The sequence below is a fragment of the Occultella gossypii genome, assembly GCF_019947135.1.
Lineage (GTDB): Bacteria > Actinomycetota > Actinomycetes > Actinomycetales > Beutenbergiaceae > Occultella > Occultella gossypii.
Window position 1 is genome coordinate 77788 of sequence record NZ_JAGSHT010000010.1, and the last position, 23345, is coordinate 101132.

Below are 23345 nucleotides of genomic sequence, written 5' to 3' on the forward strand. Positions count from 1 at the left end.
CGGTCATGGCGGGACGTAGGGACTGGAGCGAGTCCGACGTCCGGGTGCGCCCGAACCCGAAGGGGAACCGGCCGCGCACCAAGCAGCGTCCCGAGCACGGGAACGCGCAGGCGGCCCTGGTCCTGGCCGTGGACCGCGGCCGCTATCACCTGCTCACCGACGACGGCGTCCGCCTGGTCGCGATGAAGGCCCGGGAGCTGGGTAGGTCCTCGATCGTGGTGGGCGACCAGGTGGACGTGGTGGGCGACACCTCCGGCTCGAAGGACACCCTGGCCCGGGTGGTCCGGGTGCATGACCGACGCACGGTACTGCGCCGGTCCGCGGACGACTCCGACGTCATCGAGCGGGTGATCGTGGCGAACGCCGACCAGTTGGTCATCGTCACCGCGCTGGCGGACCCCGAGCCGCGGCCACGCATGGTCGACCGGTGCCTGGTGGCCGCCTTCGACGCCCGCATGGACGCCCTGCTCTGCCTGACGAAGGCGGACCTGGCCGATCCCGAGCCGTTCACGCAGCTGTACCGGACCCTGGACGTCGCCTCGGTCGCGACCTACCGGGAGGGTGTGACGATCCATGGGCTGGAGGCGTTGCGCGAGCAGCTGGCCGGCAAGGTCTCCGTGCTGGTGGGCCACTCCGGCGTCGGGAAGTCGACGCTGGTGAACGCCCTGGTGCCGGACGCGGACCGGGCCACCGGCGTGGTGAACACGACCACCGGCCGGGGCCGGCACACGTCCTCCTCCGCGGTGGCGCTGGAGCTGCCCGGCGGCGGGTGGATCATCGACACCCCGGGGGTGCGCTCGTTCGGACTCGGGCACGTGGACCCGGCCACGTTCGTGGACGCGTTCGCCGACCTCGCCGCGGTCGCGCAGGACTGCCCCCGCGGGTGCACGCACACCGCCGACGCGCCGGACTGCGCACTCGACGAGTGGGTGGCCTCGGGCGCGGCGGGCGCGGCGGGCGAGGCGCGGCTGGAGTCCTTCCGCAGACTGCTGACGAGTCGGTCCGGCGACTCGGACTGACGTCGCGGCCGCGGCGGACCTCGGTCCGGTCCGTCGGCCTGCGGGTTCGGCGCGGGAGTGGCATGGTCGGGTAGAGGCGATCCCGCGATCGCTTCCGTGCCGCGGGCCGCCCACAACCGATGTGGAGGGCCTTCCGTGAGCCAGAACAGTTTCGCCGCCCAGGACCGACTGCAGGTCGCCGACACTGCCTACGAGATCTACCGCCTGGATGCCGTGCCAGGTCTGGACCGGCTCCCGTACAGCCTGAAGGTGCTCGCCGAGAACCTGCTGCGCAACGAGGACGGTCGCGTGGTCACCGCTGAGCAGGTGCGCGCGCTCGCGGCGTGGGACCCGGCCGGCACCGACAACCCGGAGATCCAGTTCACGCCCGCCCGGGTGCTCATGCAGGACTTCACGGGCGTGCCGTGTGTGGTGGACCTGGTCGCGATGCGCAACGCGATGACCGAGCTCGGCGGTGACCCGCAGCGGATCAATCCGCTGATCCCCACCGACCTCGTGATCGACCACTCGGTGATCGCCGACGTGTTCGGCCGCCCGGACGCCTACCTGCGCAACGCCGAGCTCGAGTTCGAGCGCAACCGCGAGCGCTACGAGCTCCTGCGCTGGGCCCAGCAGTCCTTCGCGGATTTCCAGGTGGTGCCCCCGAACACGGGGATCTGTCACCAGGTGAACCTCGAGTATCTGGCCCGGACCGTGTTCGTGCGGCAGACGCCGGACGGCCCGCTCGCCTACCCGGACACACTGGTGGGCACCGACTCGCACACCCCGATGATCAACGGCCTCGGCGTGCTGGGCTGGGGCGTCGGTGGCATCGAGGCCGAGGCCGCGATGCTCGGGCAGCCGATGAGCATGCTGATCCCGCAGGTGGTGGGCCTGAAGCTGACCGGCGAGCTGCGCGAGGGCACCACCGCGACCGACCTGGTGCTCACGGTGGCCGAACTGCTGCGCCGCACCAGGGTGGTCGGCAAGTTCGTCGACTTCTTCGGCCCGGGCGTCGGAAACGTGCCGCTGGCCACCCGCGCCACGCTCGGCAACATGAGCCCGGAGTACGGCTCGACCGTCACGATCTTCCCGATCGACGACGAGACCCTGGACTACCTGCGGCTGACCGGCCGGGCCCCGGAACAGGTCGCCCTGGTCGAGGCCTACGCCAAGGAACAGGGGCTCTGGCACGACCCGGACCATGTCCCCGAGTACTCCCAGGTGGTCGAGCTCGACCTGGGCACCGTGGAACCCTCCCTCGCCGGGCCGCGGCGCCCGCAGGACCGGATCCCGCTGCGGGTCGCCCAGCACACGTTCCGGGCGCTGCTGAACGGCAAGGGCGTGGAGGAGGCCGTGCAGGGCGGGCTGGACGAGGCGTCCGGGGAGTCCTTCCCCGCGAGCGACCCGGTCGCGATCAGCGCACGCATCGAACGCGACGCCCTCCCCTTCACCGCCCCGGGCACCGACCCGGCGCAGTGGCCGACGAACCCGGTGCCCCTGAGCCTGGGCGGTGCGGACACCACGATCGACCACGGGCACGTGGTGATCGCGGCGATCACGTCCTGCACGAACACTTCGAACCCCAGCGTGATGATCGCGGCCGGCCTGCTCGCGAAGAACGCGGTGGAACGGGGCCTGCGCAGCAAGCCGTGGGTCAAGACCTCCCTCGCGCCCGGCTCACGGGTGGTCACCGACTACTACGAACGGGCCGGGCTCACCCCGTACCTGAACGAGCTCGGCTTCGACCTCGTCGGCTACGGCTGCACCACCTGCATCGGCAATTCCGGACCGTTGATCCCCGAGGTGAGCGACGCCGTCGCGACCGGTGACCTGAACGTGTCCGCCGTGCTCTCCGGCAACCGCAACTTCGAGGGCCGGATCCACGCCGAGACGAAGATGAACTTCCTCACCTCCCCACCGCTGGTCATCGCCTACGCCCTCGCCGGGACGATGCACGCCGACCTGCTCACCGAGCCGCTGGGGCGCGACGCCGACGGCGTGGACGTGTACCTGAAGGACATCTGGCCCACCGGCGCCCAGATCAAGACGGTCGTCGACGCCGTGGTCGAGGCCGACATGTTCACCAAGGGCTACTCCGACGTGCTCGTCGGTGACGACAACTGGCGGGGCATGAGCCTGGCCGACTCGGCCGTGTTCGACTGGCAGGAGGACTCCACGTACGTGCGACACCCCCCGTACTTCGAGGGGATGCGGCGCGATCCCGACCCGGTCCAGGACATCGCCGGCGCCCGGGTCCTCGCCCACCTCGGGGACTCGGTGACCACCGACCACATCTCGCCGGCGGGGTCGATCCTGCCCAGCTCACCGGCCGGTGAGTACCTGAAGTCACACGGCGTCAAGGTGCGGGACTTCAACTCCTACGGCTCGCGCCGCGGCAACCACGACGTGATGATCCGTGGCACCTTCGCGAACGTGCGCCTGCGCAACAAGCTGGTGCCGGGTGTCGAGGGAGGGTTCACTCGGGTACTGCCCGACGGCGAACAGTCGTCGATCTTCGACGCCGCCATGGTCTATGCCGAGCAGGGCACCCCCCTGGTGGTGCTGGCCGGCTCCGACTACGGCTCCGGTTCGTCGCGGGACTGGGCGGCGAAGGGCACCATGCTGCTCGGGGTGCGTGCCGTGCTGGCGACGTCGTTCGAGCGGATCCACCGGTCGAACCTGATCGGGATGGGCGTGCTGCCGCTGCAGTTCGCCGACGGCGACTCCCCCGAAGCGCTGGGCCTGGACGGCACCGAGACCTACTTGATCAGTGGGCTCGCCGGCGCCGACCCGATGCCGCGCGAGGTGGAGGTCCGGGCCGACGCGGACGACGGTGGGTCTCGGGAGTTCACCATGACCGTCCGGATCGACACGCCCGCCGAGGCCGCCTACTACACCCACGGCGGGATCCTGCAGTACGTGCTCCGGCAGTTGCTGAGCGACTGACTCGTGGTCGCGTCGGTGCCCGGGACCCTGTCCGGTCCGGGCACCGACGGTGGCCCTCAGTCGAGAACCGGATCCACGCCGAGCAGCTGACGGGCCTGGCGGATCATCTGGTTGGTGAAGCCCCACTCGTTGTCGTACCAGGCCATCACCTTCACGAGCCGGCCGCCGATCACCCGGGTCAGGTCCGCGTCCACGATCGAGCCGCGCGCGTCCCCGATGATGTCGGAGGAGACCAGTGGCGCCGTCGAGTAGCCGAGCACGCCCTGGTACCGGTCCGTGGCCGCCTCCTGCTCCAGCGCACCGTTGACCTCCTCCACGGACGTGTCCCGCTCGGCGATGAACACGATGTCGGCGATCGAGCCGACCGGGACGGGCACCCGGATGGAGACGCCGTCGAAGTGGTCGCGTAGCTCGGGGATCGCCTTCGTGGTGGCGATCGCGGCGCCGGTGGAGGTCGGGATCATGTTCACGGCGCCGGCCCGGCCCATCCGGAGGTTCTTACTCGGCCCATCCACCATCGCCTGGCTCGCGGTGTAGGCGTGCACGGTGGTCATAAGCGCGTCCTGGACCCCGATCCGGCGGTGCAGGACCTCGATCACCGGCCCGATCGCGTTCGTGGTGCAACTCGCGCAGGAGAACATCCGCACGTCCCCCTCTGGGGAGTTCACGCCGTGGACCACGGTGGGCAGGTCGGGCGACTTCGTCGGTGCGGACAGGATCGCGAACCGCGAACCGGCATCGAGGTGCTTGCGAAGGTCCTCCGCCGCGGTGAAGACGCCGGTGCACTCCAGCACCAGGTCGACGCCGAGGTCCTTCCAGGGCAGCGCGGCCGGGTCCCGTTCGGCGAAGATCGGCAGGCGCTTGCCGTCGATGAGCAGGGCGTCGGAGGAGCTGGTGACCTCGTGACCCCACTTCCCGTACGTGCTGTCGTAACCGAGCAGGTAGGCGAGATTGTCGGCGGGTGCGATGTCGTTCACCGCGACGACGTCGATCCCGTCCTGCTCGGTGAGGATCCGCAGCGCGGCCCGCCCGATCCGACCCAACCCGTTGATGGCGACATTCGGCATGATGAATCGACCTCTCGACTGGCGACCGCGCGAGCGCGGCGGGCCCGGTCCGACGTCATCTGGGCGTCGAGGTGGTTCCCGGCCCGTGCACTCCCGTTGTACCCCGTCCGGCCGGGAAGGGCCACAGGGCGATCGAAGGCAGCCTGTGCTCGCAGGAGGTTGCGCGGTAGTCGGGTAGGCGTCGAGTCAGTCGCGGCGCGGCGACTGATTCGACCCGACCGCGACTACTTCGGCGGGGCGCAAGGGGTCGGACTCAGCCGCGGTGGGCCAGGGCGCCGAGCACGTCCCGGTTCAGACGGGAGATCAGGTCGAGCTGGATGCCCTTCGGGCACGCGGCCGTGCACTCACCGATCTGGGTGCAGCCGCCGAAGCCCTCGAGGTCGGCCTGGGCGACCATGTCCAGCGCGCGCGAGTGCCGCTCCGGCTGGCCCTGCGGGAGCAGCCCGAGATGGGTCACCTTCGCGGCGACGAACAGGGACGCGGATCCGTTCGGGCAGGCTGCCACGCAGGCGCCGCAGCCGATGCAGGTGGCGGCGTCGAACGCGGCATCCGCATCCAGCTTCGGCACCGGAACGGCGTGCGCGTCCGGCGCGGTCCCGGTGGGGGCGGTGATGAAGCCCCCGGCCTGGATGATCCGGTCGAACGCACCACGGTCGACGATCAGGTCCTTGATCACCGTGAACGGTTCGGCCCGCCACGGCTCCACGTCGATCACGTCGCCGTCGGAGAACGAGCGCATGTGCAGCTGGCAGGTGGTGACACGTTCCTTCGGACCGTGCGCCAGGCCGTTGATGACCAGGCCGCACATCCCGCAGATGCCTTCCCGGCAGTCGCTGTCGAACGCGATCGGGTCCTCGCCCGAGATGGTGAGGTTCTCGTTGAGAACGTCCAGCATCTCCAGGAAGGACATGTCCGGGGAGACGTCGGTGACCTGGTAGGTCTGCATCTGACCGGTGTCGTCGCTGTTGCGCTGACGCCACACCCGCAACGTGATGTTCACTTGTAGCTCCGCTGCTTCATCTCGATGGCTTCATAGATCAGGTCTTCCTTGTGCAGCACCGGCGAGCCCCCGTCGCCGCCGAACTCCCACGCCGCCACGTAGGCGAAGTTCTCGTCGTCGCGCAACGCCTCGCCGTCGGGCGTCTGGTGCTCGGCCCGGAAGTGGCCGCCGCAGGACTCCTCGCGGTGCAGGGCATCGATGCACATCAGCTCGCCGAGCTCGAAGAAGTCGGCCACCCGGCCGGCCCGCTCGAGCGTCTGGTTGAGCTCCTCATTCGTGCCGGTGACCCGGACGTTGGTCCAGAACTCCTCGCGCAGCGCCCGGATCAGCCCGATCGCCTTGGTCAGGCCCTCGGCGGTGCGCTCCATCCCGCAGTACTCCCACATGATCTGGCCGAGTTCCTTGTGGAAGGAGTCGACCGTGCGGGTGCCGTTGATGGCCAGCAGCCGCTGAACCCGCTCGCGCACCGCGTCCGTGACCTCGACGGCCGCCGGGTGACTGGCGTCGGCGGCCTCGAACGGGGCGTCGGCGAGGTAGTTCGCGATGGTGCTCGGGAGCACGAAGTAGCCGTCGGACAGGCCCTGCATCAGCGCACTGGCTCCGAGGCGGTTCGCACCGTGGTCGGAGAAGTTCGCCTCGCCGATCACGAACAGCCCGGGGATCGTGGACTCCAGGTCGTAGTCGACCCAGAGCCCGCCCATCGTGTAGTGCACGGCCGGGTAGATCCGCATCGGCGTGACGTACGGGTCCTCGCCGGTGATCTGCGCGTACATCTCGAACAGGTTGCCGTACTTGGCCTCGACGGCCTTGCGGCCGAGCCGGGTGATCGCCTCGGCGAAGTCGAGATAGACCCCGCGCCCGCCGGGGCCGACGCCGCGGCCCTCGTCGCAGACCTGCTTGGCGGCCCGGGACGCCACGTCCCGGGGCACCAGGTTGCCGAACGCCGGGTAGCGGCGCTCGAGGTAGTAGTCGCGCTCGTCCTCGGGGATCTGCCGGGCGTCGCGGTTGTCGCCGGCCTCCTTCGGCACCCAGATCCGGCCGTCGTTACGCAGCGACTCGCTCATCAGGGTGAGCTTGGACTGGTACTCTCCCGACACCGGGATGCAGGTGGGGTGGATCTGCGTGTAGCAGGGGTTGCCGAAGTAGGCACCCTTGCGGTGCGCCCGCCAGGTCGCGGTGACGTTGCAGCCCATCGCGTTCGTGGACAGGAAGAACACGTTGCCGTAGCCGCCGGTCCCGAGCACCACGACATCGGCCATATGGGTCTCGATCTCCCCGGAGACCATGTCCCGGACCACGATCCCGCGGGCCCGGCCCTCGACGATGATCAGGTCGAGCATCTCGTGGCGGGTGTACATCTCGACGCTGCCGGCACCGATCTGGCGCTCGAGGGCCTGGTAGGCGCCGAGCAGGAGCTGCTGGCCGGTCTGCCCGCGGGCGTAGAACGTCCGGGACACCTGCACGCCACCGAAGGACCGGTTGTCGAGGAGCCCGCCGTACTCGCGGGCGAACGGGACACCCTGCGCGACGCACTGGTCGATGATCTCGACGCTGACCTGGGAGAGCCGGTACACGTTGGACTCGCGGGAGCGGTAGTCGCCGCCCTTGACCGTGTCGTAGAAGAGCCGGTGGACGCTGTCGCCGTCGTTGCGGTAGTTCTTCGCGGCGTTGATGCCACCCTGCGCGGCGATGCTGTGCGCGCGGCGCGGGGAGTCCTGGTAGCAGAAGTTCTTGACGTGGTAGCCGGCCTCACCGAGCGTGGCTGCGGCCGCGCCTCCGGCGAGCCCGGTCCCGACGATGATGACCGAGCGCTTGCGGCGGTTGGTGGGGTTGACCAGCTTCGCCTGGAACCGGCGCTCGTCCCACATCAGGTTGACCGGGACGGCGGGCGCCTTGGTGTCGACGAGCGGCTCACCGACGGTGAAGAACTGGGTGTCGCTGACGCTGCTCAAATCAACCAACCAATCCGAGGAGAACGGCGAAGGGCGGGACCAGGAAGCCCACCACGATCACGGCCGCGACGACGACCGCGATGATGTTCAGGTTCTTGCGGCGCGTCGGGCTCGTGTTCGCCCCGAGGGTCGCCATCGCGGCCCAGATCCCGTGCCGCAGGTGGAACGCGAGCGCGATCAGCGCGATCGTGTAGCTGAGCACCACCCACCAGATGCTGAACCCGTTCACGACCCGCTCGAACGGGCTGTCCGAGGCACCGCCCGGAGCGATCGTGTTCGTGGTCAGGTGCAGCAGGTGGTAGATCACGAACAGCAGGATCGTCACGCCACCCCAGCGGAGCGTGAACGAGGCGTAGCTGCGCTGCGCACCGCGCGGTGCCTTCGAGCTGGCGTACCGGGCCCCGCCCTTGCCGCCGGTGGCCCTGCGGGCCCGGCGCCACAACGTGATCGCGGAGACCGCGTGCACCACGATGGCGGCGAGCAGGACGACCCGGATGATCCAGAGCGCACCGCTGTAGGGCAGGATCGGCTCGCCGAGCTCGCGCAGGTGGTGGGAATAGCCGTCGAAGGCGTCCTGGCCCTCGAACACCTTGAGGTTCCCGTACATGTGCGCCAGCAGGAACAACACCAGGATGACGCCGCTGATCGCCATGGCGACCTTCAACAGCGGTGTGGATCTCCACACGGATCCTGTTTTTCGGGATGAGGTCACCGTACGCGTTGCCACGGCGTCTAACTTAGCCCTTCCGAACGGTGCGCGTGACACGAGCCCGTCCGGAGGTGACGGTCTGTCGTGAATCTCACGTCAGCGTCGTCGACGGCGCGCCGGCGCCGACCGCGCCGTCGATCACGCTGACGTGCCAGCGACCCAGGTTGCTCGAGAAGAGTCGCCTCCCTCGGAAGGCGAGGTTCGTGGGGTGGCACAGCAGGTGGGCGGTCGGGTCTGCCACGACGGTCGTCACGGTGCCGTCGGCCGGGTCCACCCGGAGCACCTGGGACGGTTCGTAGCACCCGACGTACAGGCCACCGTCGGGTCCCACCGTGACGCCGTCGGGCAGTGCGCCCGGCAGGTGCGCCAGGAGCTCGGGGCGCCCTGGGGCGCCGTCCGGCCCGATCGGGATCCGGGTGATCGCGGACGCGAACGTCTCCACTACGTACAGTTCCCGGCCCGACGGCGTCAGCGCGAGTCCGTTCGCGAAGTCCAGTTCGCCGTCGTACCACAGGCCTCCGGTGCCGTCCGGAGCGAACCGGTACACGCCTGGGGCCGGCACCCCCTGCGCGCCGGAGTCCGAGACGTAGATGGTGCCGTCGGCGGCGACGGCGATCGCGTTCGGGGTCACGAACGGCCGGTCGCCGCCTCGGGAGAACACCTCGACGGTGCGGCTGGCCACGTCCAGGCGGTGCACGGCGCGCGCCTTCAGGTCGCACGCGTAGAGCGCGTCGCCGTCCGGGGTGAAGGTGACGCCGAGGATGAATCCGCCGGTGCTCGCGACCACCTCGAGCGCGTCGCCGTCCGGATCGATCCGGTACAGCTGGCCGGCCTCGCCACCGCACCAGATGCTCCCGTCGGGATGCACCGCAATGCCCTCCGGGTGGTCCAGCTGCGGGTCCGTCACGGTTCCGTCATGGAACACACGCACCGTTGCCATGGCCTCCTACCTCCTCATCGCCTCACTGTTGCGGTCGGCTGGGATCGAACAGACTCGCCTCGATCGTCGCGGTCCGGCTCTCGCCACCGGCCAGGTGCAGCAGGTCCTCCTCGCGCGCCCCGGCGACGCCGTGCCCCGGGATGGTGCTGGCCGGCTCGATGGCGCACACGTACGCCTCGCGCCACCACGGGTGCCCGGGGCTCCCGTGCAGCTCCTGCCAGAACCACGCGTGCGGCCAGAGCGTCGCGTCCCAGGACAGCCGCACGCCCAGACCCAGGCCGACGTTCGTGATCTCGGCCCAGGCGCCGTCGGTTCCGAGGTCGGTCAGGTACCCGAAGGTGGCGACCCGCTCGTGGCGCCCGGGCACGACGGACAGGTCCCGCAGCGACCCGTCGGCCGCGACGGCCAGCGGCCACGCACCCCGCTCCCCCGCCGCCAGGTGGGTGCCCGGGGACGTCCCGTCGGCGAGGAACGTCCGAGCGCCCGTGGTGATCCGTGCCCCGGCGTCGAGCAGGGGCGCCCCGAACGCCGGATGGTGCGACCACATCACCCCGATCGGGTCCGGCCCGGTGTTCTCGCAGGTCTCCGTGATCGAGACGCCTGCGCCGGCGAGCCGGATGGTCCGCCGCAGCCGCAGCGGAGCCGCGGTGAGCCGGGTCTGCGCCGTCAGCCATGCGGCCCCGCCGTCGGTCCCGGAGCCGGTCACCCGCCATGGGATCCGGGAGGCCTCCCCGTGGAACCCCCAGGTGCCGCCGCCCGGCGCGGGCGACGCGGCGCCACCGTTCGGGCACAGCACCTGCCACCCGCCGGGGTAGCGCTCGAGCCACTGTGGTTCGTCGACGGCGTTCCACGCCCCGGTCGCCCGCGGCGGGATGCCCCACGGCGCCCGGAACAGCACGTCCACCTCGGTTCGCCGGTCCACGAGCGAGACGAGGTCGCACCCCTTCTCCGGCAGCACGGTCAGGCTCGCCTCGTGGCTGTGCAGCTCCAGCGCCGGCCACCCGCCGTTGAGGGTGGTCGTCGCGACCCCGGGCGCCGCCGTCATCGCCGTCAGCTCCTGCGCACCTGGCCGTCGACCACGTCGTAACTGACGCCGCCGACGCGCAGCCCCCGCAGCGCCGCACCGGGGTCGAGCCCGTCCACGCAGCCGTTCGCCGTCACCGTGCCGTCCCAGTCCACGTGGACGCCGAAGATCCCGGAGATCACCAGTTCGACCCAGGACCCGGCCGAGGAGCAGGACCAGTCGATCAGGTACGGGAACTGGGGCGGGGTCTTGCGCGCTCCCCCGTTGACCGGTTCGGCCGCCTCCTCGACGAAGTGCGCCTGCCCGGGCGGACCCTGGTTCGCCGACCGGGCCAGGCCGGGCAGCCACTCCAGCACCACCTCGGGGTGGCCGAGGGCGATCGCGGACCGCGCGGCGTCCGGCGGCCAGGCCGGGTAGGCACCGTTCCACTGATGGTCGGCGCGCAGGGAGTAGCCGGCGTCGGCGTCGTACGGCGAGAGCGCCCGCATCCAGGACGGCGTCCGCAACTCCTCCGTGAAGAACCGGACCATCTCGTTCCGCGTCCGGGCCGGCAGGTCCGCCGCGATGGTGGTGCCCACGGTCGCGAAGTCGTAGCAGTGCCGGGTCGGGACCAGCGACCCGTCGGGCTGGCGGGCGTGGAAGAACCCGGCGCCGGGGATGTACAGGTCCTTGACCAGGGCGACGAGGTCGTCGGCCTCGGTCCGCAGCGTCGCCGCCTCGCCCGGGTCGCCCTCGAGTTCGGCGAGACCGGCCGCGGTGCGCAGGCACCACACGTTCGCGGCGTTCAGGCTGGCGACCTCGTGGACGTAGGAACTCACGCACTCGAGCAGGTTGTCGATCTCGCCGTAGTCGGCCAGGCCACTGGCCGAGCGGATCCGGTGCCAGGCCCGCGACCACGCCCGGACGTCGTCGGCGAGACGCTGCGTGACGCCGTCGGCCGTGGTCAGCGACTCATCGAGGAAGGCACGGTCCCCGGTGAACGCGACGTAGTCGCGCACGAGCCGGGTCATCGCGTAATGGTTGACGGAGTACCAGTAGCCGACCGGCCCGCCGGTGAGCCACTCGGTGCCGAAGTGCTTGTCGATGTCCAGTCCGACCCAGTGCGCGATCTGGCGGCGCATCACCCCCGGGTCGAGCAGGGCGTGCACCTGGGAGGACAGCGAGTAGTCCCAGATGAACGTCGTGGTCTGCCAGTACCGGGGCATGAGCGTGTCATAGGTCCGGCCGAGCACGGACGCCGGGTTGTCCCGTTTGAACCACAACACCCCGACGGCGCCCCACCAGTACAGCCGTCGCAGCGCCTCGTCGTCGGTCTCCAGCACCGGCAAGCAGCCGCTGAACTCGTCGTCGTCGGGGTCGAACATGGCGGCGATCTGCCGGTCCCACTCGGTCTCACTCGCTTGCGCCGCATCCGGCAGGCCCGCCACGAGACGGCCCGCGACCTGCGCCGCCTGCGCCGGCTCCGCGGCGACGGCGTGCACGTAGCCGAAGGCGACGGTGGCGCCCGCGGGCACCTCGAGCACCGCCTCGACGACGTGCGCCGGCCCGTCCAGCAGGCGTGCGCCGTCGGGCCGGACGAACTCCTGGACCGCGGTGGCGCTGCCGTCGGTGCCGACCACCCGGGCGCCGGTCCGGGTGAGGGTGTTCGTGGCCTGCGGCGGTTCGGCCGAGAGCCACGGCCCCGCCTGCTTCGTCACGGTCGAGGCCAGCCACAGGCCGAGCCGCAGGTCCCGGTCGGCGCCGGTGGTCTCCGTGACCTCGATCGTCACGGCCACGCCGGGCTCACCGGGCGGGCACACCGTGATCGTGGTGATCTCCCAGCCGTCGATGGTGGTGCTGCGCTCGACCCGGTCCGGGCGCCAGCGCACGTTCACGGGTCGGCCGAACGACCGGGCGAGGCGGCCGCCGAGGTAGAGTTGGCCGGAGATCGAGTCGCCCTGCGAGACCGGCGGGACGTTCAGGCTCCGGACCGCGACGACGTCGTGGTCCACCTGGGCGACGGCCCAGTGGTTGGTCAGGCCGGGCGGGTTGACCATGTCGTCGAAGGCATCGACGACGACGTCACTGGCGAGGTCCGCGCAGGTCGGGACGAGGTGGTGGGTCACGGCTGTCCTTGGTTCGGGTGCTTGTCGGGTGGCAGGTGGTGGCCGGTGGTGGCCGGTCGAAGGTGTTCGGCGAGCCAGGCGGCCAGGTGCGCGTCGTCGTGCGCGCCGCCCGCCTCGTGGCCGCCGTAGGGCCAGGTGCGGACCTCGGGGGTGATCGCCTCGATGGCGTTGATCGCGCCGAAGATGCCCGACGGCGGACAGATCGGGTCCCCGAGCCCCACGGAGATCCAGGTGGGGCAGCGCAGCCGCGGGGTGAGGAAGGAGACGTCGACATGATCGAGCACCGCGAGGACGTCCTGCGCGCGGGTGCGGTGCACGGACAGGTAGCGGGCCAGGTCCCCGTAGGGCTCGGCGTCGGTGACGTCGAGGGCGCGGGCGATCCCGCACAGGAACGGCGCCCGGGCACCGACGGCGGCGACGGCGGGGTTCAGCGCCGCGGCGGCCAGCGCGAGCGCGCCGCCCTGGCTGTGCCCGACGGTGGCGATCCGGCCCGGGTCCGCGCCCGGCAGGTGGGCGACGGCGTCGACGGCGAGCACGGCGTCGGTGAGCAGGCGGCGGTAGTAGAGGTGGTCGGGATGGTCGACGCCCTTGGTGAGCATGCCGACGGATCCCGCGGCGGAGCCGTGCGGGTCCGGGGTGTCGCCGGTGTTCCAGATGCTGCCCTGGCCGCGGCTGTCCACGACGAGCTGGGCGAACCCGTGGCCGGCCCAGATCAGGCGCTCGTGGGGCAGGCCCCGACCGCCGCCGTACCCGAGGAACTCGACGACGACCGGAAGGGTGCGGCCGGTACCGACGGGACCGTTCGTGCTCGCGTCAGCGACGCCGTCGGGCAGTACCGGTACCAGCCACCAGGCCCGGACGTCCTCGCCGGCGAAGCCGGGGAAACTCACGTCGTAGCAGGTGACCGTCCTCAGGCCGACGTCGACCCGGTCGTAGCGGACCGGCCCAGCCGCCGCGCGGGACTGTGCCAGGGTCCGGTCCCAGTACTCGGCCAGCCCGGACGGCGCCGGCCGGGGCTGGCGGTAGGTCCGCAACTGCTCCAGCGGCAGGTCGATCTGCACCATCAGAACATCCTCCCGCCGCCGAACGCGAGGTTGTTGGCCCCGGACGCGCCCCAGGAGCCAACGATGTCGCGTTCGGCGACGACGATCAGGAGGGCCATCGGGCGTACTCCGCGGCGAGGGCGTCCGGGATGCCCTCGATGGTGTGGTCGGCGAAGGATGTGTTCGGCAGCAGCGGGTACCAGTCCGGGCGGCCCGGGTCACGGTCGTAGGGGTAGCCGCCGAGCTCGCGGTAGAGCTCGGCGTACTCGGCGACCTTGTCCCGGTCGAGGGTGACGCCGAGGCCGGGCGCCGTGGGCACCGCCATCTTGCCGTCTACGTAGGGGCGCAGACCGCCGGTGACGATGTCGTCGGTGAGGTGGTGGTAGTGCGCGTCCGCGGCGAACACCAGGTTCGGCACCACCGCGCCCAGGTGCAGCATGGTGGCGAGCTGGATGCCCAGTTCCCCGGAGGAGTGCACGGCCACGCCGAGGGAGAACGCCTCGCAGATCCCGGCGGCGCGGATGCACGGCCGGATTCCGCCCCAGAACGTGGTGTCCAGGAGGATCACGTCCACGGCGGGGTTGAGGATGTTCGCCGCGAGCTGTTCGAAGTTCACGACCACCGTGTTCGTGGCGAGCGGCACGTGCGTGTTCTCCCGGACCCGGCGCATCCCGGTGAGTGAGTAGACCGGGTCCTCGAGGTAGTCGTTCGGCAGGTCCTCGATCGCCTTCGCGAACCGGATCGACTCCTCCACGCTGAGCGCGCCGTTCGGGTCGTACCGGAACCGGTCCGCCGGCAGCGCCTCGGCGAGCGCCCGGTAGCCGGCCAGTTCGAAGTCGGTGTCGAACACCCCGGCCTTGAGCTTGTGCACGCGGAACCCGTGCTTGGCCTTGAGGGCCTTCGCCTCGTCGACGAGCTGGTCGATGGTGCGGACCTCGCCGCTGCCGTCGCGCCCCGGGTACCGGTAGAACAGGTAGGACGCGAACTCGACCTCGTCGCGGACCTTCCCGCCGAGCAGGTCGTGCACCGGCAGGCCGACGTGCTGGCCGAGGAGATCCAGGCATGCGAACTCGACGGCGGCCAGGAGCTGGGTGCGGTTGTTGTACAGGCTCGCGGTCGGGTTCGCGATCATGAACCGGAGCGCCTCGACGTTTGCCGGGTCGTGGCCGACCAGGTAGGGCTTCAGCGCGGCGATGGCGGCCTCCGAGCTCTGCCCGCCGCCGCCCATCTCGCCCAGGCCGATCAGGCCGTTACTCGCCTCGATCTCCACGATCGTGCGCACGAACCGGCCCCAGTGGGCACCGTTCGAGTGTCGCAGCGGCGCCTCGAGCGGCACCGTCACGGTGGTCGCCCGGATGTCGACGATCCTCAGGTCACTCACTGGTCCTCCTCGGGCAGGGCGACGGCGTTGCCCGCGGTGAGGCCGCCGTCGACCTTGATATCGGCACCGGTCACGAACGATGACCGGTCACTGAGCAGGTAGGCCACCACGTCCGCGACCTCCCCGGCGCGGGCGACCCGGCCGAGGGGGTGCGATCGGCCCCACTCGGCGACGATCGCGTCCACCTGTTCCGGGCTGTCCGCGTGCAGACCAGCGGCCCAGCGCAGCATCGGGGTGTCCACCGATCCGGGGCACACCGCGTTGACCCGGATGCCCTCGGGCGCGTGGTCGACGGCCATGGCCCGGGTCAGGGACAACAGCGCCCCCTTGGTGGCCGCGTAGGCCGCCACCCCGTGCTGGGCGACGTACGCCTGGACCGAGGAGATCAGCACGATGCCACCACCGCCGCCCGAGCGGATCTGCGGCACGGCGAGGTGCGCGGCGAGGAATGCGCCCCGGACGTTCACGGCCATCACCCGGTCGTAGGTCGCCATCGGGGTGGCGTCCACGGTGCCGTAGGTCTGGATGCCGGCGGCGCAGACGAGGCCGCCCAGGCCGCCGTCGGCCGCGATGGTCTCGAACGCGGTGGTCATCGCGGCCTCGTCGGTGACGTCCACCCGGATCCCGACGATCCTCCCCGGCCCGTGCGGCTGCTCCAGACGCGCCAGGGCATCGGCGTCGGTGTCGAGCGCGTACACCCGCGCGCCGTCACCGGCCAGGCGCGCCACGACGGCGCCCCCGATCCCCGCTGCTCCTCCGGTGACCGCGACCACGGTGGGTGACCCTCCGCCGTCGCCGGCCTCGAACGGTGTTGTCATCTCAGGCTTCCGCCTTTCTCAGAACTGGCCGAGGGACAGGCCCCGGGTGAAGGCCCGCTGCGTGGCCAGGAACAGGATCACCGTGGGTAGGGAGACGAGCAGCCCGCCGGCCAGCACCGTGGACATCGCCGATCCCCCGTAGGTGCTCTGCAGTGCGGACAGTGCCGTGATCACCGGGCGGATCTCCGAGGACTGGGTCAGGGTCAGGCCCAGCAGCAGGTCGTTCCAGATGAACGTGGCCTGCAGGATGAAGATCGCGATCAGGGCGCTGGTGGACATCGGCAGGTAGATCCGCCAGAAGATCCGCCAGGTGGACGCGCCGTCCATGACCGCGGCCTCGAACACCTGGTGCGCGATGCCGGTGAAGAAGTTGCGCATCACGAACGCGGAGAACGGGGTGGCGATCACGGTGTACACGAGGATCATGCCGACCCTGGTGTTGAACAGACCGGTCTGGGCGTACCCGACGAACAGCGGCATCAGGATCATCTGCAGCGGGAAGATCGTGCTGGCGAAGATGACCACGAACCAGAAGAACCCGTTCCGCAACCGGAGGGCCACGATGGCGAACCCGGCGGCGGCCCCGATGATCACGGCGATGATCGGGGACACGATGGCGTAGACGGCCGTTGAGACGATGCCCTGGGACAGCCGGCCGCGGTCCCAGGCGTCGGCCATGTTCGTGAAGAGGGCGCCGAGGTTGCCGGGCTCCCACAGCCCGTACGTGCCGAACTCGGCAGGCAGTTTCGAGGCGTTCGCGAGGAGCAGGTACACCGGCACCAACCAGAGCAGGCCGAGGACTGCGAGGACGATCTTGCGTGCGAGCATGACGGCCTCCTCAGATCGACCTGGAGTCGGCGAGCTGCCGGCGCAGGTAGAGGATGGAGGCGAGCACCGTGACCACGGTCAGGAACAGCGCCACCGCCGCGCCCAGACCGTAGGCGTTGTTGATGAACGTCTCCTTGTACATGGTCAGGGCGAGCGTCTCCGAGACACGGCCCGGGCCGCCCTTGGTCATGCCCCAGATGATGTCGAAGGTCTTCAGGCTGCCCACGATGGAGAGCCCGACCACCACGGTGGTGAGCGGGGCGAGCATCGGCCAGGTCATCGTGCGGAACAGCGTGAAGCCGCTGGCACCGTCGACCCTGGCCGCCTCGAGCGGCTCCTTCGGGATGGACTGCAGGCCGATGCCGAACAGCAGCGCGTTCACGCCGGCGCCCTGCCAGGTGGAGGCGCCGATCATGACGAAGGTGTTCAGCGGTGCGTCGAGCAGCCAGCGCAGTTCCGAGCCGGGCAGGTGCAGGAACACCAGGGCCTGGCTGAGCGCACCGTTGGTCTGCAGCACGAAGGACCAGATCACGCCGACGGCGACCCCGGAGAGGGCGTACGGGATCAGGAACGGCAGCCGGAACAGCGTGGCGTTCGGCAGCCCGTGGCTGAGCACGGCGATCAGCAGTCCGAGTCCGACCGGCAGCGCGATCGTGCCGATCACCCAGTAGAGGGTGTTGAGGACGGAGTTGAGGAACGCCGGGTCGGCGAACATGTCCCGGAAGTTCTCGATGCCGATGAACTCCGGGTCTCCGAGGCCGTTGTACTCGGTGAAACTGATGTACGTGGTCCACAGGAACGGCAGGTAGAGCACGACGGCGACGAGCAGCACGCCGGGTGCCACGAAGCCGATGCTGGAGAGCCAGAACTGGTTCTTGGGTTTGCGCTGTGGGACGAGTTCCGCTTGCCTCGCGGCGGGCAGCGACATGCGTACGCACCTCCTTCTTCGGGCGGGCCGGATCGTCGGTGGGGTCCGCGGCCGGGCTGGGGCGGCGGACCCCACCGACAGGTCAGTTGTCGGCCCAGTACGCGTCCGCCTCGGCCTGGATCGCCTCCAGGACCGCCATCGGGTCACCGTTGTTCGTCACGAACGCCCCGAACTGCTCGGAGGCCACGGTGTAGATCGGGGTCGGGGTCGCCTCCAGGTAGCGGCGCAGCTGGAGGAAGCCGTCGCCGTTGACCTCCTCGGTGATCGCCGCCAGGGCAGCGTCGGTCACCGTGGCGCCGGGGTTGAAGGAGACGTCACCGCGGGACTCGCTCCATGCGGACTGGGCGTCGACGCCCATCCACCAGGCGCTGTAGTCGAGGGCGGCCGCCTCGTTGGCGCTGCCGGCACCCACGCAGAGCGGGCCGGTCTCGACGACCACGGAGGTGTCGCCCAGGTCGGCGCTGACGTTCGGCAGGGTGAAGATCCCGTAGTCGGTGTCGGAGACCATGCCGAGATCGGTGAGCTGGCCGGTGAAGAACGTCCCGAAGTACGCCATCGCGACCTCACCGGTCTGGAGCAGCGTCTGCGGGTCCGTGGTCACGCCCGGGTCGATGAAGAAGCCGTCGGTCTGCATGTCGTGCCAGATGTTCATGGCCTCCACCACCACCGGGTCGGTGTAGCTGACGCTGCCGTCGGAGAGGCCGTTGTACGCGTCGGGGTCGAGGCCCGCGAGGATCGCCTGGAACCAGACGAACTCGAAGATGATGTTCATCTGGTGCAGTGGCACCACGCCGTTGTCCACGAGGGTCTGCCCGACGTCCATGAACTCGTCCCAGGTGGTCGGGACCTCGACGCCGTTCTCCTCGAATACGGCCTTGTTGTAGTACATGACCCAGTAGACGACGTTCAGCGGAACGCAGTACTGCTCGCCGTCGTAGGTGTAGTTCTCCGCGAGTTCCTCGGTGACGTCACCGTTCGCGATCGCGGCGTCCCAGATCTCGGTGGTCGGCGCGATCAGGCCCTCGTCGACGAGCTGGGCGAGCGAGTCGCCGGTGTGCCAGGTGAACAGGTCCGGCTTGTCGTCGGTCCGGAACGACTGCTTGATGAACGCGTCGTAGGCCGTGGGGTCGGAGTACCCGGTGAACTCGAGTGTGGCCGTGGTGCCCTCGGAGGCGGCGTTCATGTCGTCGAAGGACGGCTCCCACGCGGCTTTGTCGGTGTAGAAGCTCAGGACGGCTTCGGTGGGATCGCCACCGTCACCGCCATCGCCGCCGTCTCCGCCGTCGCCGCCTCCGGAACACGCGGCCAGGGTCAGCGCGGCCGCGGTGAGCACGGCGGCCGCCAGGGTCGTCTTCTTCCTCATGGATACACCTCTTTGTGGGGTTGGGGTGCTGCTGTCGGTGCTGCTGGGTACTTCGGCTGGGTCCGTGTGGGACCTTCGCAGCCCGGATCAGCCGATCCGGGCCCGGATCACCTCGACGACGTGGTCGAGGTGGGTGTAGGCGGCATCGCGAGCGAGTTCGGGATCACCGTCGCGGACGGCGGCACCGATCCGGGCGTGCTCGGCGTAGTCATCGACTGCGTCGCCATGCAGTCGCAGGATCTCCTTCTGTTCCTCGCCGTGGACGAGCACGATCGAGTCGAGGACCTCGGCGAGCACGCCGTTGCCCCCGGCCGCGGCGACCGCTCGGTGGAAGTCGAGGTTCGAGAGCCAGAGCGCCTCGTCCCGTTCGGCGACGAGTCGGCGCGACCGCTCGAGCGCCTCCTCCATCCAGGTCATGGCGACCGGCTCGCGCACCTGGGCGGCCAGCATCGCCAGCTGCGGTTCGATCTGCCGGCGGGCCTCGAGGAGCTCCACGAGCTGGTCGGAGTCCGGCCGGGGCGAGAGCGGGTTCGCGAGCACCCGCCGGCCCGAGTTCGCGCCGACGTAGACGCCGGAGCCGTGCCGGAACTCCAGGACGCCGAGCCCTTCGAGCCGCCGCATGGCCTCCCGCATGGTGGGCACGGCGACCTCGAAGCGGGCCGCGAGCACCTTCATGGAGTCCAGCGGGTCACCGGGCTGGAGCCCGCGGTCGTTCACCAGCCGCACGATGGCACGCGCCAGATCACTGGAGAGGTTCGCCCTCTTCGCGACGTCCGGCTGCTGTGTCATGCAAGTCATCTAATCACTAGACGACGACGCGGGACCAGCACATCGTCCGCACCGATATGAATCTGTGACCTGTCGGTCGCGGCGGCAGTCGGACCCGCAGCGGCGCTCGGTGGCGCCGGGTCAGCCGCAGCGCCCGAGTTCCCGCCCGCAGTCCGGGTGCAGCCCCAAGTCGATTTCGACGAACCGCGGCCGGTAGATCGTGACGTCCTCGTACAGGTCGCCGGAGTCGAAGCTGTTCACGTTGTACGTGACGAGGATCCGGTCCCCCCGGGTGCGCAGCTCCGGGTGCTCATGGGCGTTGTAGGCGAAGATGTTCGGGTTGCCGTAGGAGCCTGCGGCGCCCACCTCGGGCATCTCGTAGACGGTGCCCAGCGGCAGGAACGGGCCGGTCGGCGAGCAGGAGACGTACGCCTCGATGTTCCGGCTGAAGATCTCATGCGTGTCCTGGGTGATCAGCAGGTATCCGTCCCGCAGCGGGGTGACGCTGTATTCGTTGGCGACGCCGTCCATGACGCGAACCGTGTCCGTCTCCTCGGCTGACCACCCGGCCCCGTCCCAGTACTCCCACGGCGCGCCGTCGAGGTCGCGGCCGGCCACCCGGGCGACGTGCATGTACTTGGACGCACCCAGGTCCTCCACGCCGTAGATGTAGGTGTAGCGCCCGTCCCGCTGGAGCCAGCTCGCCCACTGCACCCCGGCCGCCGAGGGCAGGTCGACGAAGTCGAGCCGCTCGAACGTGTCGGAGTCGAACGTGGCCAGGTGGTTGGACTCCCAACCGAAGTCGAAGGCGCCACCGCCGCCGTACCAGAACTTGAGGGCGACCAGCTGCAGGTTGCCGTCGCTGTCGGTGGCGCCGTCGCCGACCCAGTACCAACCGCCACCCTCCTCGGGCGGCGGGATCAGCGACTCCGGCGCCTCGGCGGTGCCACCGGTCGCCGTGCTCAGACTCCCGCGCTCATCGATCACGAAGGAGTTGTTCAGGAACGGCGTGGTCTCGGGGCGGGACCCGTCCGGGTTCACCGGACCGAGGAACGTGTCCGAGAAGATCCAGGCGGTCCGCCCGCCGTCCAGCGGCACCGAGTAGGTGGAGTCACCACCGGTCCACCCCTCACCAGAGTCGCCGTAACCGGTGAAGGCCTCCGTCAGAGGGGCGTGCACCTGAGCGGACGGATCGATCGCCACCCGGTCCAGCGAGCAGGAGCCTTCGCCGGATCCGCCTGGCCCGCCGGCCTGAGCCGGCAGCGCGCCCAGCAGCAGGGCACCGATCCCGAGCCCGACGGCGGTGGCGGCAGCGAGGCCACGGCGACGCGGCCTCTCGTTCATCTGGGCCGTGGTGGAGGGACGCATGATCGTGGCTCCTTTGCCTGGACCGGACCAGTCGGCGTTCCGCATAGGTGAACGCTGGTTCCGGAACTGATGCGAAGAGCATTCCAGTGCCGCCGGGCACCGGTCAAGGCTTCTACAGCGTCGGCGGCAGCGTGAGCGAGCCGGGCAGCTCGGCCTCGACGACCCGGCGGAGCCGACGGCCGAGTTCGGGGATCTGGTGCTCGAGCCGGTCGAGCGGCATCGTCACGCTCACCGCGGCCACCGGTCGGCGGGCCCGCAGGATCGCCACCGCCACGCACCCGATGCCGGGCTCGGACTCGCCGCGCTCCACCGCGTAGCCGTCGAGTCGGGCGTTCACCACCGCCTCCCAGGACCGTTGCACCTCCTCCGGTGTGAACCGGGCCGGCGGCGCGAGCCGCCCGAGCACACGACGGTCCACCTCGCCCGCGGCGAGCAGGGCACGGCCCAGAGCGGTGGTCAGTGCCGCGATCCGGCGTCCGACGGCACTCCACACCCGGATCGCGTGCGCCGGCTCCGCCTTGTCCACGTACACGACGTCGGGCCCGTCGAGCACCCCGAGCTGGCACAGTTCGTCGAAGGAGTCGCGGATGCTCTCGAGCATCGGGTGCAGCAGCGCCGGCAGGTTGTCGCCCTCGATGAACGTGGCGCCGAGGTCGATCGCTGCGGCCCCGAGGCGGTACCACCCGGTCACGGGGTCCTGCGCCACGAAGTGCCGGAACCGGAGCGCCGCGAGGGTGCGGTGCAGGGTGGACTTCGATACCGACACTGCCTCGGCCAGGTCGGCGAGGCTGCGCCCGCGCGGACCTGCGGCGGAGAGATCGGTAAGGACCAGCAGCGCCTTGTCGACGCTGCCCATCGGGGACTGCTCCGTCATCGTTCGTCCGGCTGCGTCACTGTGTGGACGCGCCGCCGTCTTCCGTGCCGTCGGGGCCGCCGATCAGGTGGTCGGCCAGGTCGCGGACCGTGCGCTCGAACTCCTCGAAGCCGGGAATGCTCGCCGCGTCCTGTGACCACACCCTGACCTCCCGGGAGTCCACGGTCACGACGATCGGAACCTCGTCGTCCCCGATCGTGCGGCTTGAGCCCGTGAGGTCGCGCAACCCGGCCGCCTCGGCCACGTCATGCAGGCGCTCGCGCTGGGCGTCCGTGAGCATCCCTGAGCCGGTGCGCCGATTGAGATCCCCTCGGCCAGAGGACGACGCCTGCGCCGATCCGTCCTCCTCGACGGTCAGGGTCAGGTAGCCCGACATCTCGTGCCCGCGCTGGTAGTGCATCGTCATCTCGGCTCTCCCCTCATCACATCGATCTCAGCGAACATGTATACCCCGCGAACGCCTTCGCCACCTCCGTCACGATGTGCTGGAAGTGTCGGGCCTTGAACTGCGCCTGCGGGATCCCCTGGGAATAGTAGTTCGCCATGATGCTGTGGTCGTTCGTGAGGACCCTGTTCGGCATCGCCGGGTTGACGTACTCATCGCTGGCGCCGAGCGCGGCATGGCCGAACTCGTGGGCGTAGGTGATGTCGACCTCGGGCGTGCCGTCGCCCAGGAACTCGTAGATCGTGCCGCCGGTGGTGGCCATGGCACTGCCGCCGCCGGGGGTCCCACCGTGCACATCGATCGCGTACCCGCTCGGGTCGTCGTAGAGGATGAACGTGATCGGCAGGTTGACCGGAGCAGGGCCGGCCGCGGGCGAGTCGGGCGTGCAGACGACCTTGAACTTGTTGTCGAGATAGCTGTAGGCCGCGGTCTTGACCCGCCTGATGAACGCCGCGTACGCGGCGTCGGATGCCCAGGTGCCCTTCCGGACCCAGTTGATGCCGAGGCTGATCTCCACCGTGTTGTGGGTCCGGTCGAGGAGGAGGTCCTGTGTGTAGGTGTTCCCCGTATCGGTGGTCTCACTGATCGCGGTGCGAGTCGTCTCCCGGCTCACCACGGGACCCGGCACGGCGGCCCGCGCGCCCGCGAGCGCACGCTGTACCGCGCGGTTGCCGGCCGCTCGCTGCAGGAACTCGAGCGTTTCCGGAGCGGTCGCGGCGCCTGGTGGGCGGATCAGGTCCGGCTCGCGCACGGGTGACCCGGTCAGGTGCTCCGGGGCTTGTGCG

Annotated in this window: 20 protein-coding genes; 2 read left to right on the plus strand and 18 right to left on the minus strand. The window is 70.3% G+C overall.

Going from position 1 to position 23345, the window contains the following annotated elements; all coding sequences use genetic code 11:
- Positions 1 to 5 precede the first annotated feature (5 nt).
- Both rsgA and KCQ71_RS09360 read left to right on the plus strand, forming a co-directional pair.
- Positions 6 to 1019: a ribosome small subunit-dependent GTPase A gene (gene rsgA, locus KCQ71_RS09355; RefSeq protein WP_223405138.1), complete on the plus strand. Its 1014-nt coding sequence runs from the start codon at positions 6 to 8 to the stop codon at positions 1017 to 1019.
- 135 nt (positions 1020 to 1154) lie between these two features.
- Entirely contained in the window at positions 1155 to 3947 is a 2793-nt protein-coding gene (locus KCQ71_RS09360; protein WP_308116624.1) for an aconitate hydratase, read from the plus strand.
- Positions 3948 to 4003: 56 nt separating this feature from the next.
- On the opposite strand, the gene gap is transcribed toward KCQ71_RS09360, so the two are convergent.
- The 18 genes from gap to KCQ71_RS09450 all read right to left on the minus strand — a co-directional run bounded on the left by gap (position 4004) and on the right by KCQ71_RS09450 (position 23311).
- Positions 4004 to 5014, minus strand: coding sequence for a type I glyceraldehyde-3-phosphate dehydrogenase (gene gap / locus KCQ71_RS09365; RefSeq protein WP_223405142.1), 1011 nt, complete (start codon positions 5012 to 5014; stop codon positions 4004 to 4006).
- A gap of 253 nt (positions 5015 to 5267) precedes the next feature.
- The gene (locus KCQ71_RS09370) at positions 5268 to 6014 is read right to left on the minus strand and encodes a succinate dehydrogenase/fumarate reductase iron-sulfur subunit (RefSeq protein ID WP_223405144.1); all 747 of its coding nucleotides are present in this window, start codon (positions 6012 to 6014) and stop codon (positions 5268 to 5270) included.
- Positions 6011 to 7966, minus strand: coding sequence for a fumarate reductase/succinate dehydrogenase flavoprotein subunit (locus KCQ71_RS09375; protein ID WP_223405146.1), 1956 nt, complete (start codon positions 7964 to 7966; stop codon positions 6011 to 6013). The genes KCQ71_RS09370 and KCQ71_RS09375 overlap by 4 nt, the downstream gene beginning before the upstream one ends.
- A 1-nt stretch (position 7967) precedes the next feature.
- Positions 7968 to 8651 (minus strand): succinate dehydrogenase cytochrome b subunit, encoded by a 684-nt coding sequence (locus KCQ71_RS09380; protein WP_223405148.1) that lies wholly within the window; start codon positions 8649 to 8651, stop codon positions 7968 to 7970.
- Between the two features lie 115 nt (positions 8652 to 8766).
- A complete protein-coding gene (locus KCQ71_RS09385) occupies positions 8767 to 9615 on the minus strand; it encodes an SMP-30/gluconolactonase/LRE family protein (protein ID WP_223405150.1) in 849 nt (282 codons plus the stop codon).
- Between the two features lie 22 nt (positions 9616 to 9637).
- Positions 9638 to 10660, minus strand: coding sequence for an aldose 1-epimerase (locus KCQ71_RS09390; protein WP_223405152.1), 1023 nt, complete (start codon positions 10658 to 10660; stop codon positions 9638 to 9640).
- Positions 10661 to 10665: 5 nt separating this feature from the next.
- Positions 10666 to 12744, minus strand: a complete 2079-nt coding sequence (locus KCQ71_RS09395) for a glucosidase family protein (protein WP_223405154.1) — start codon at positions 12742 to 12744, stop codon at positions 10666 to 10668.
- Positions 12741 to 13808 (minus strand): acetylxylan esterase, encoded by a 1068-nt coding sequence (locus KCQ71_RS09400; protein ID WP_223405156.1) that lies wholly within the window; start codon positions 13806 to 13808, stop codon positions 12741 to 12743. Before KCQ71_RS09400 ends, KCQ71_RS09395 begins: the two co-directional genes overlap by 4 nt.
- An 85-nt stretch (positions 13809 to 13893) precedes the next feature.
- Positions 13894 to 15168: an enolase C-terminal domain-like protein gene (locus tag KCQ71_RS09405; RefSeq protein WP_223405158.1), complete on the minus strand. Its 1275-nt coding sequence runs from the start codon at positions 15166 to 15168 to the stop codon at positions 13894 to 13896.
- A complete protein-coding gene (locus KCQ71_RS09410; RefSeq protein ID WP_223405160.1) occupies positions 15165 to 15986 on the minus strand; it encodes an SDR family NAD(P)-dependent oxidoreductase in 822 nt (273 codons plus the stop codon). Before KCQ71_RS09410 ends, KCQ71_RS09405 begins: the two co-directional genes overlap by 4 nt.
- 18 nt (positions 15987 to 16004) lie before the next feature.
- Complete coding sequence (locus KCQ71_RS09415) at positions 16005 to 16814, minus strand: carbohydrate ABC transporter permease (RefSeq protein WP_156741604.1); 810 nt, start codon at positions 16812 to 16814, stop codon at positions 16005 to 16007.
- A gap of 10 nt (positions 16815 to 16824) precedes the next feature.
- Positions 16825 to 17742, minus strand: a complete 918-nt coding sequence (locus tag KCQ71_RS09420; protein WP_223405162.1) for a carbohydrate ABC transporter permease — start codon at positions 17740 to 17742, stop codon at positions 16825 to 16827.
- Positions 17743 to 17824: 82 nt separating this feature from the next.
- The gene (locus KCQ71_RS09425; protein WP_223405164.1) at positions 17825 to 19105 is read right to left on the minus strand and encodes an ABC transporter substrate-binding protein; all 1281 of its coding nucleotides are present in this window, start codon (positions 19103 to 19105) and stop codon (positions 17825 to 17827) included.
- Positions 19106 to 19192: 87 nt separating this feature from the next.
- Positions 19193 to 19894 (minus strand): FadR/GntR family transcriptional regulator, encoded by a 702-nt coding sequence (locus tag KCQ71_RS09430; RefSeq protein ID WP_223405165.1) that lies wholly within the window; start codon positions 19892 to 19894, stop codon positions 19193 to 19195.
- Between the two features lie 120 nt (positions 19895 to 20014).
- Complete coding sequence (locus tag KCQ71_RS09435) at positions 20015 to 21241, minus strand: DUF5005 domain-containing protein (protein ID WP_223405167.1); 1227 nt, start codon at positions 21239 to 21241, stop codon at positions 20015 to 20017.
- Positions 21242 to 21353: 112 nt separating this feature from the next.
- Complete coding sequence (locus KCQ71_RS09440) at positions 21354 to 22115, minus strand: IclR family transcriptional regulator (protein ID WP_223405169.1); 762 nt, start codon at positions 22113 to 22115, stop codon at positions 21354 to 21356.
- 16 nt (positions 22116 to 22131) lie between these two features.
- Positions 22132 to 22521 (minus strand): hypothetical protein, encoded by a 390-nt coding sequence (locus KCQ71_RS09445; protein WP_223405170.1) that lies wholly within the window; start codon positions 22519 to 22521, stop codon positions 22132 to 22134.
- Positions 22522 to 22537: 16 nt separating this feature from the next.
- A complete protein-coding gene (locus tag KCQ71_RS09450) occupies positions 22538 to 23311 on the minus strand; it encodes a hypothetical protein (protein ID WP_223405172.1) in 774 nt (257 codons plus the stop codon).
- Positions 23312 to 23345 lie beyond the last annotated feature (34 nt).

Excerpts from the sequence above, each read along its gene's own strand:
- KCQ71_RS09410 (WP_223405160.1), bottom strand. The coding sequence starts at position 15,986 with ATGACAACACCGTTCGAGGCCGGCGACGGCGGAGGGTCACCCACCGTG.
- KCQ71_RS09430 (WP_223405165.1), bottom strand. The coding sequence starts at position 19,894 with ATGACACAGCAGCCGGACGTCGCGAAGAGGGCGAACCTCTCCAGTGAT.
- gap (WP_223405142.1), bottom strand. The coding sequence starts at position 5,014 with ATGCCGAATGTCGCCATCAACGGGTTGGGTCGGATCGGGCGGGCCGCG.
- KCQ71_RS09400 (WP_223405156.1), bottom strand. The coding sequence starts at position 13,808 with ATGGTGCAGATCGACCTGCCGCTGGAGCAGTTGCGGACCTACCGCCAG.
- KCQ71_RS09435 (WP_223405167.1), bottom strand. The coding sequence starts at position 21,241 with ATGCGTCCCTCCACCACGGCCCAGATGAACGAGAGGCCGCGTCGCCGT.
- KCQ71_RS09415 (WP_156741604.1), bottom strand. The coding sequence starts at position 16,814 with ATGCTCGCACGCAAGATCGTCCTCGCAGTCCTCGGCCTGCTCTGGTTG.
- rsgA (WP_223405138.1), top strand. The coding sequence starts at position 6 with ATGGCGGGACGTAGGGACTGGAGCGAGTCCGACGTCCGGGTGCGCCCG.
- KCQ71_RS09385 (WP_223405150.1), bottom strand. The coding sequence starts at position 9,615 with ATGGCAACGGTGCGTGTGTTCCATGACGGAACCGTGACGGACCCGCAG.
- KCQ71_RS09440 (WP_223405169.1), bottom strand. The coding sequence starts at position 22,115 with ATGACGGAGCAGTCCCCGATGGGCAGCGTCGACAAGGCGCTGCTGGTC.
- KCQ71_RS09390 (WP_223405152.1), bottom strand. The coding sequence starts at position 10,660 with ATGACGGCGGCGCCCGGGGTCGCGACGACCACCCTCAACGGCGGGTGG.
- KCQ71_RS09420 (WP_223405162.1), bottom strand. The coding sequence starts at position 17,742 with ATGTCGCTGCCCGCCGCGAGGCAAGCGGAACTCGTCCCACAGCGCAAA.
- KCQ71_RS09425 (WP_223405164.1), bottom strand. The coding sequence starts at position 19,105 with ATGAGGAAGAAGACGACCCTGGCGGCCGCCGTGCTCACCGCGGCCGCG.
- KCQ71_RS09445 (WP_223405170.1), bottom strand. The coding sequence starts at position 22,521 with ATGACGATGCACTACCAGCGCGGGCACGAGATGTCGGGCTACCTGACC.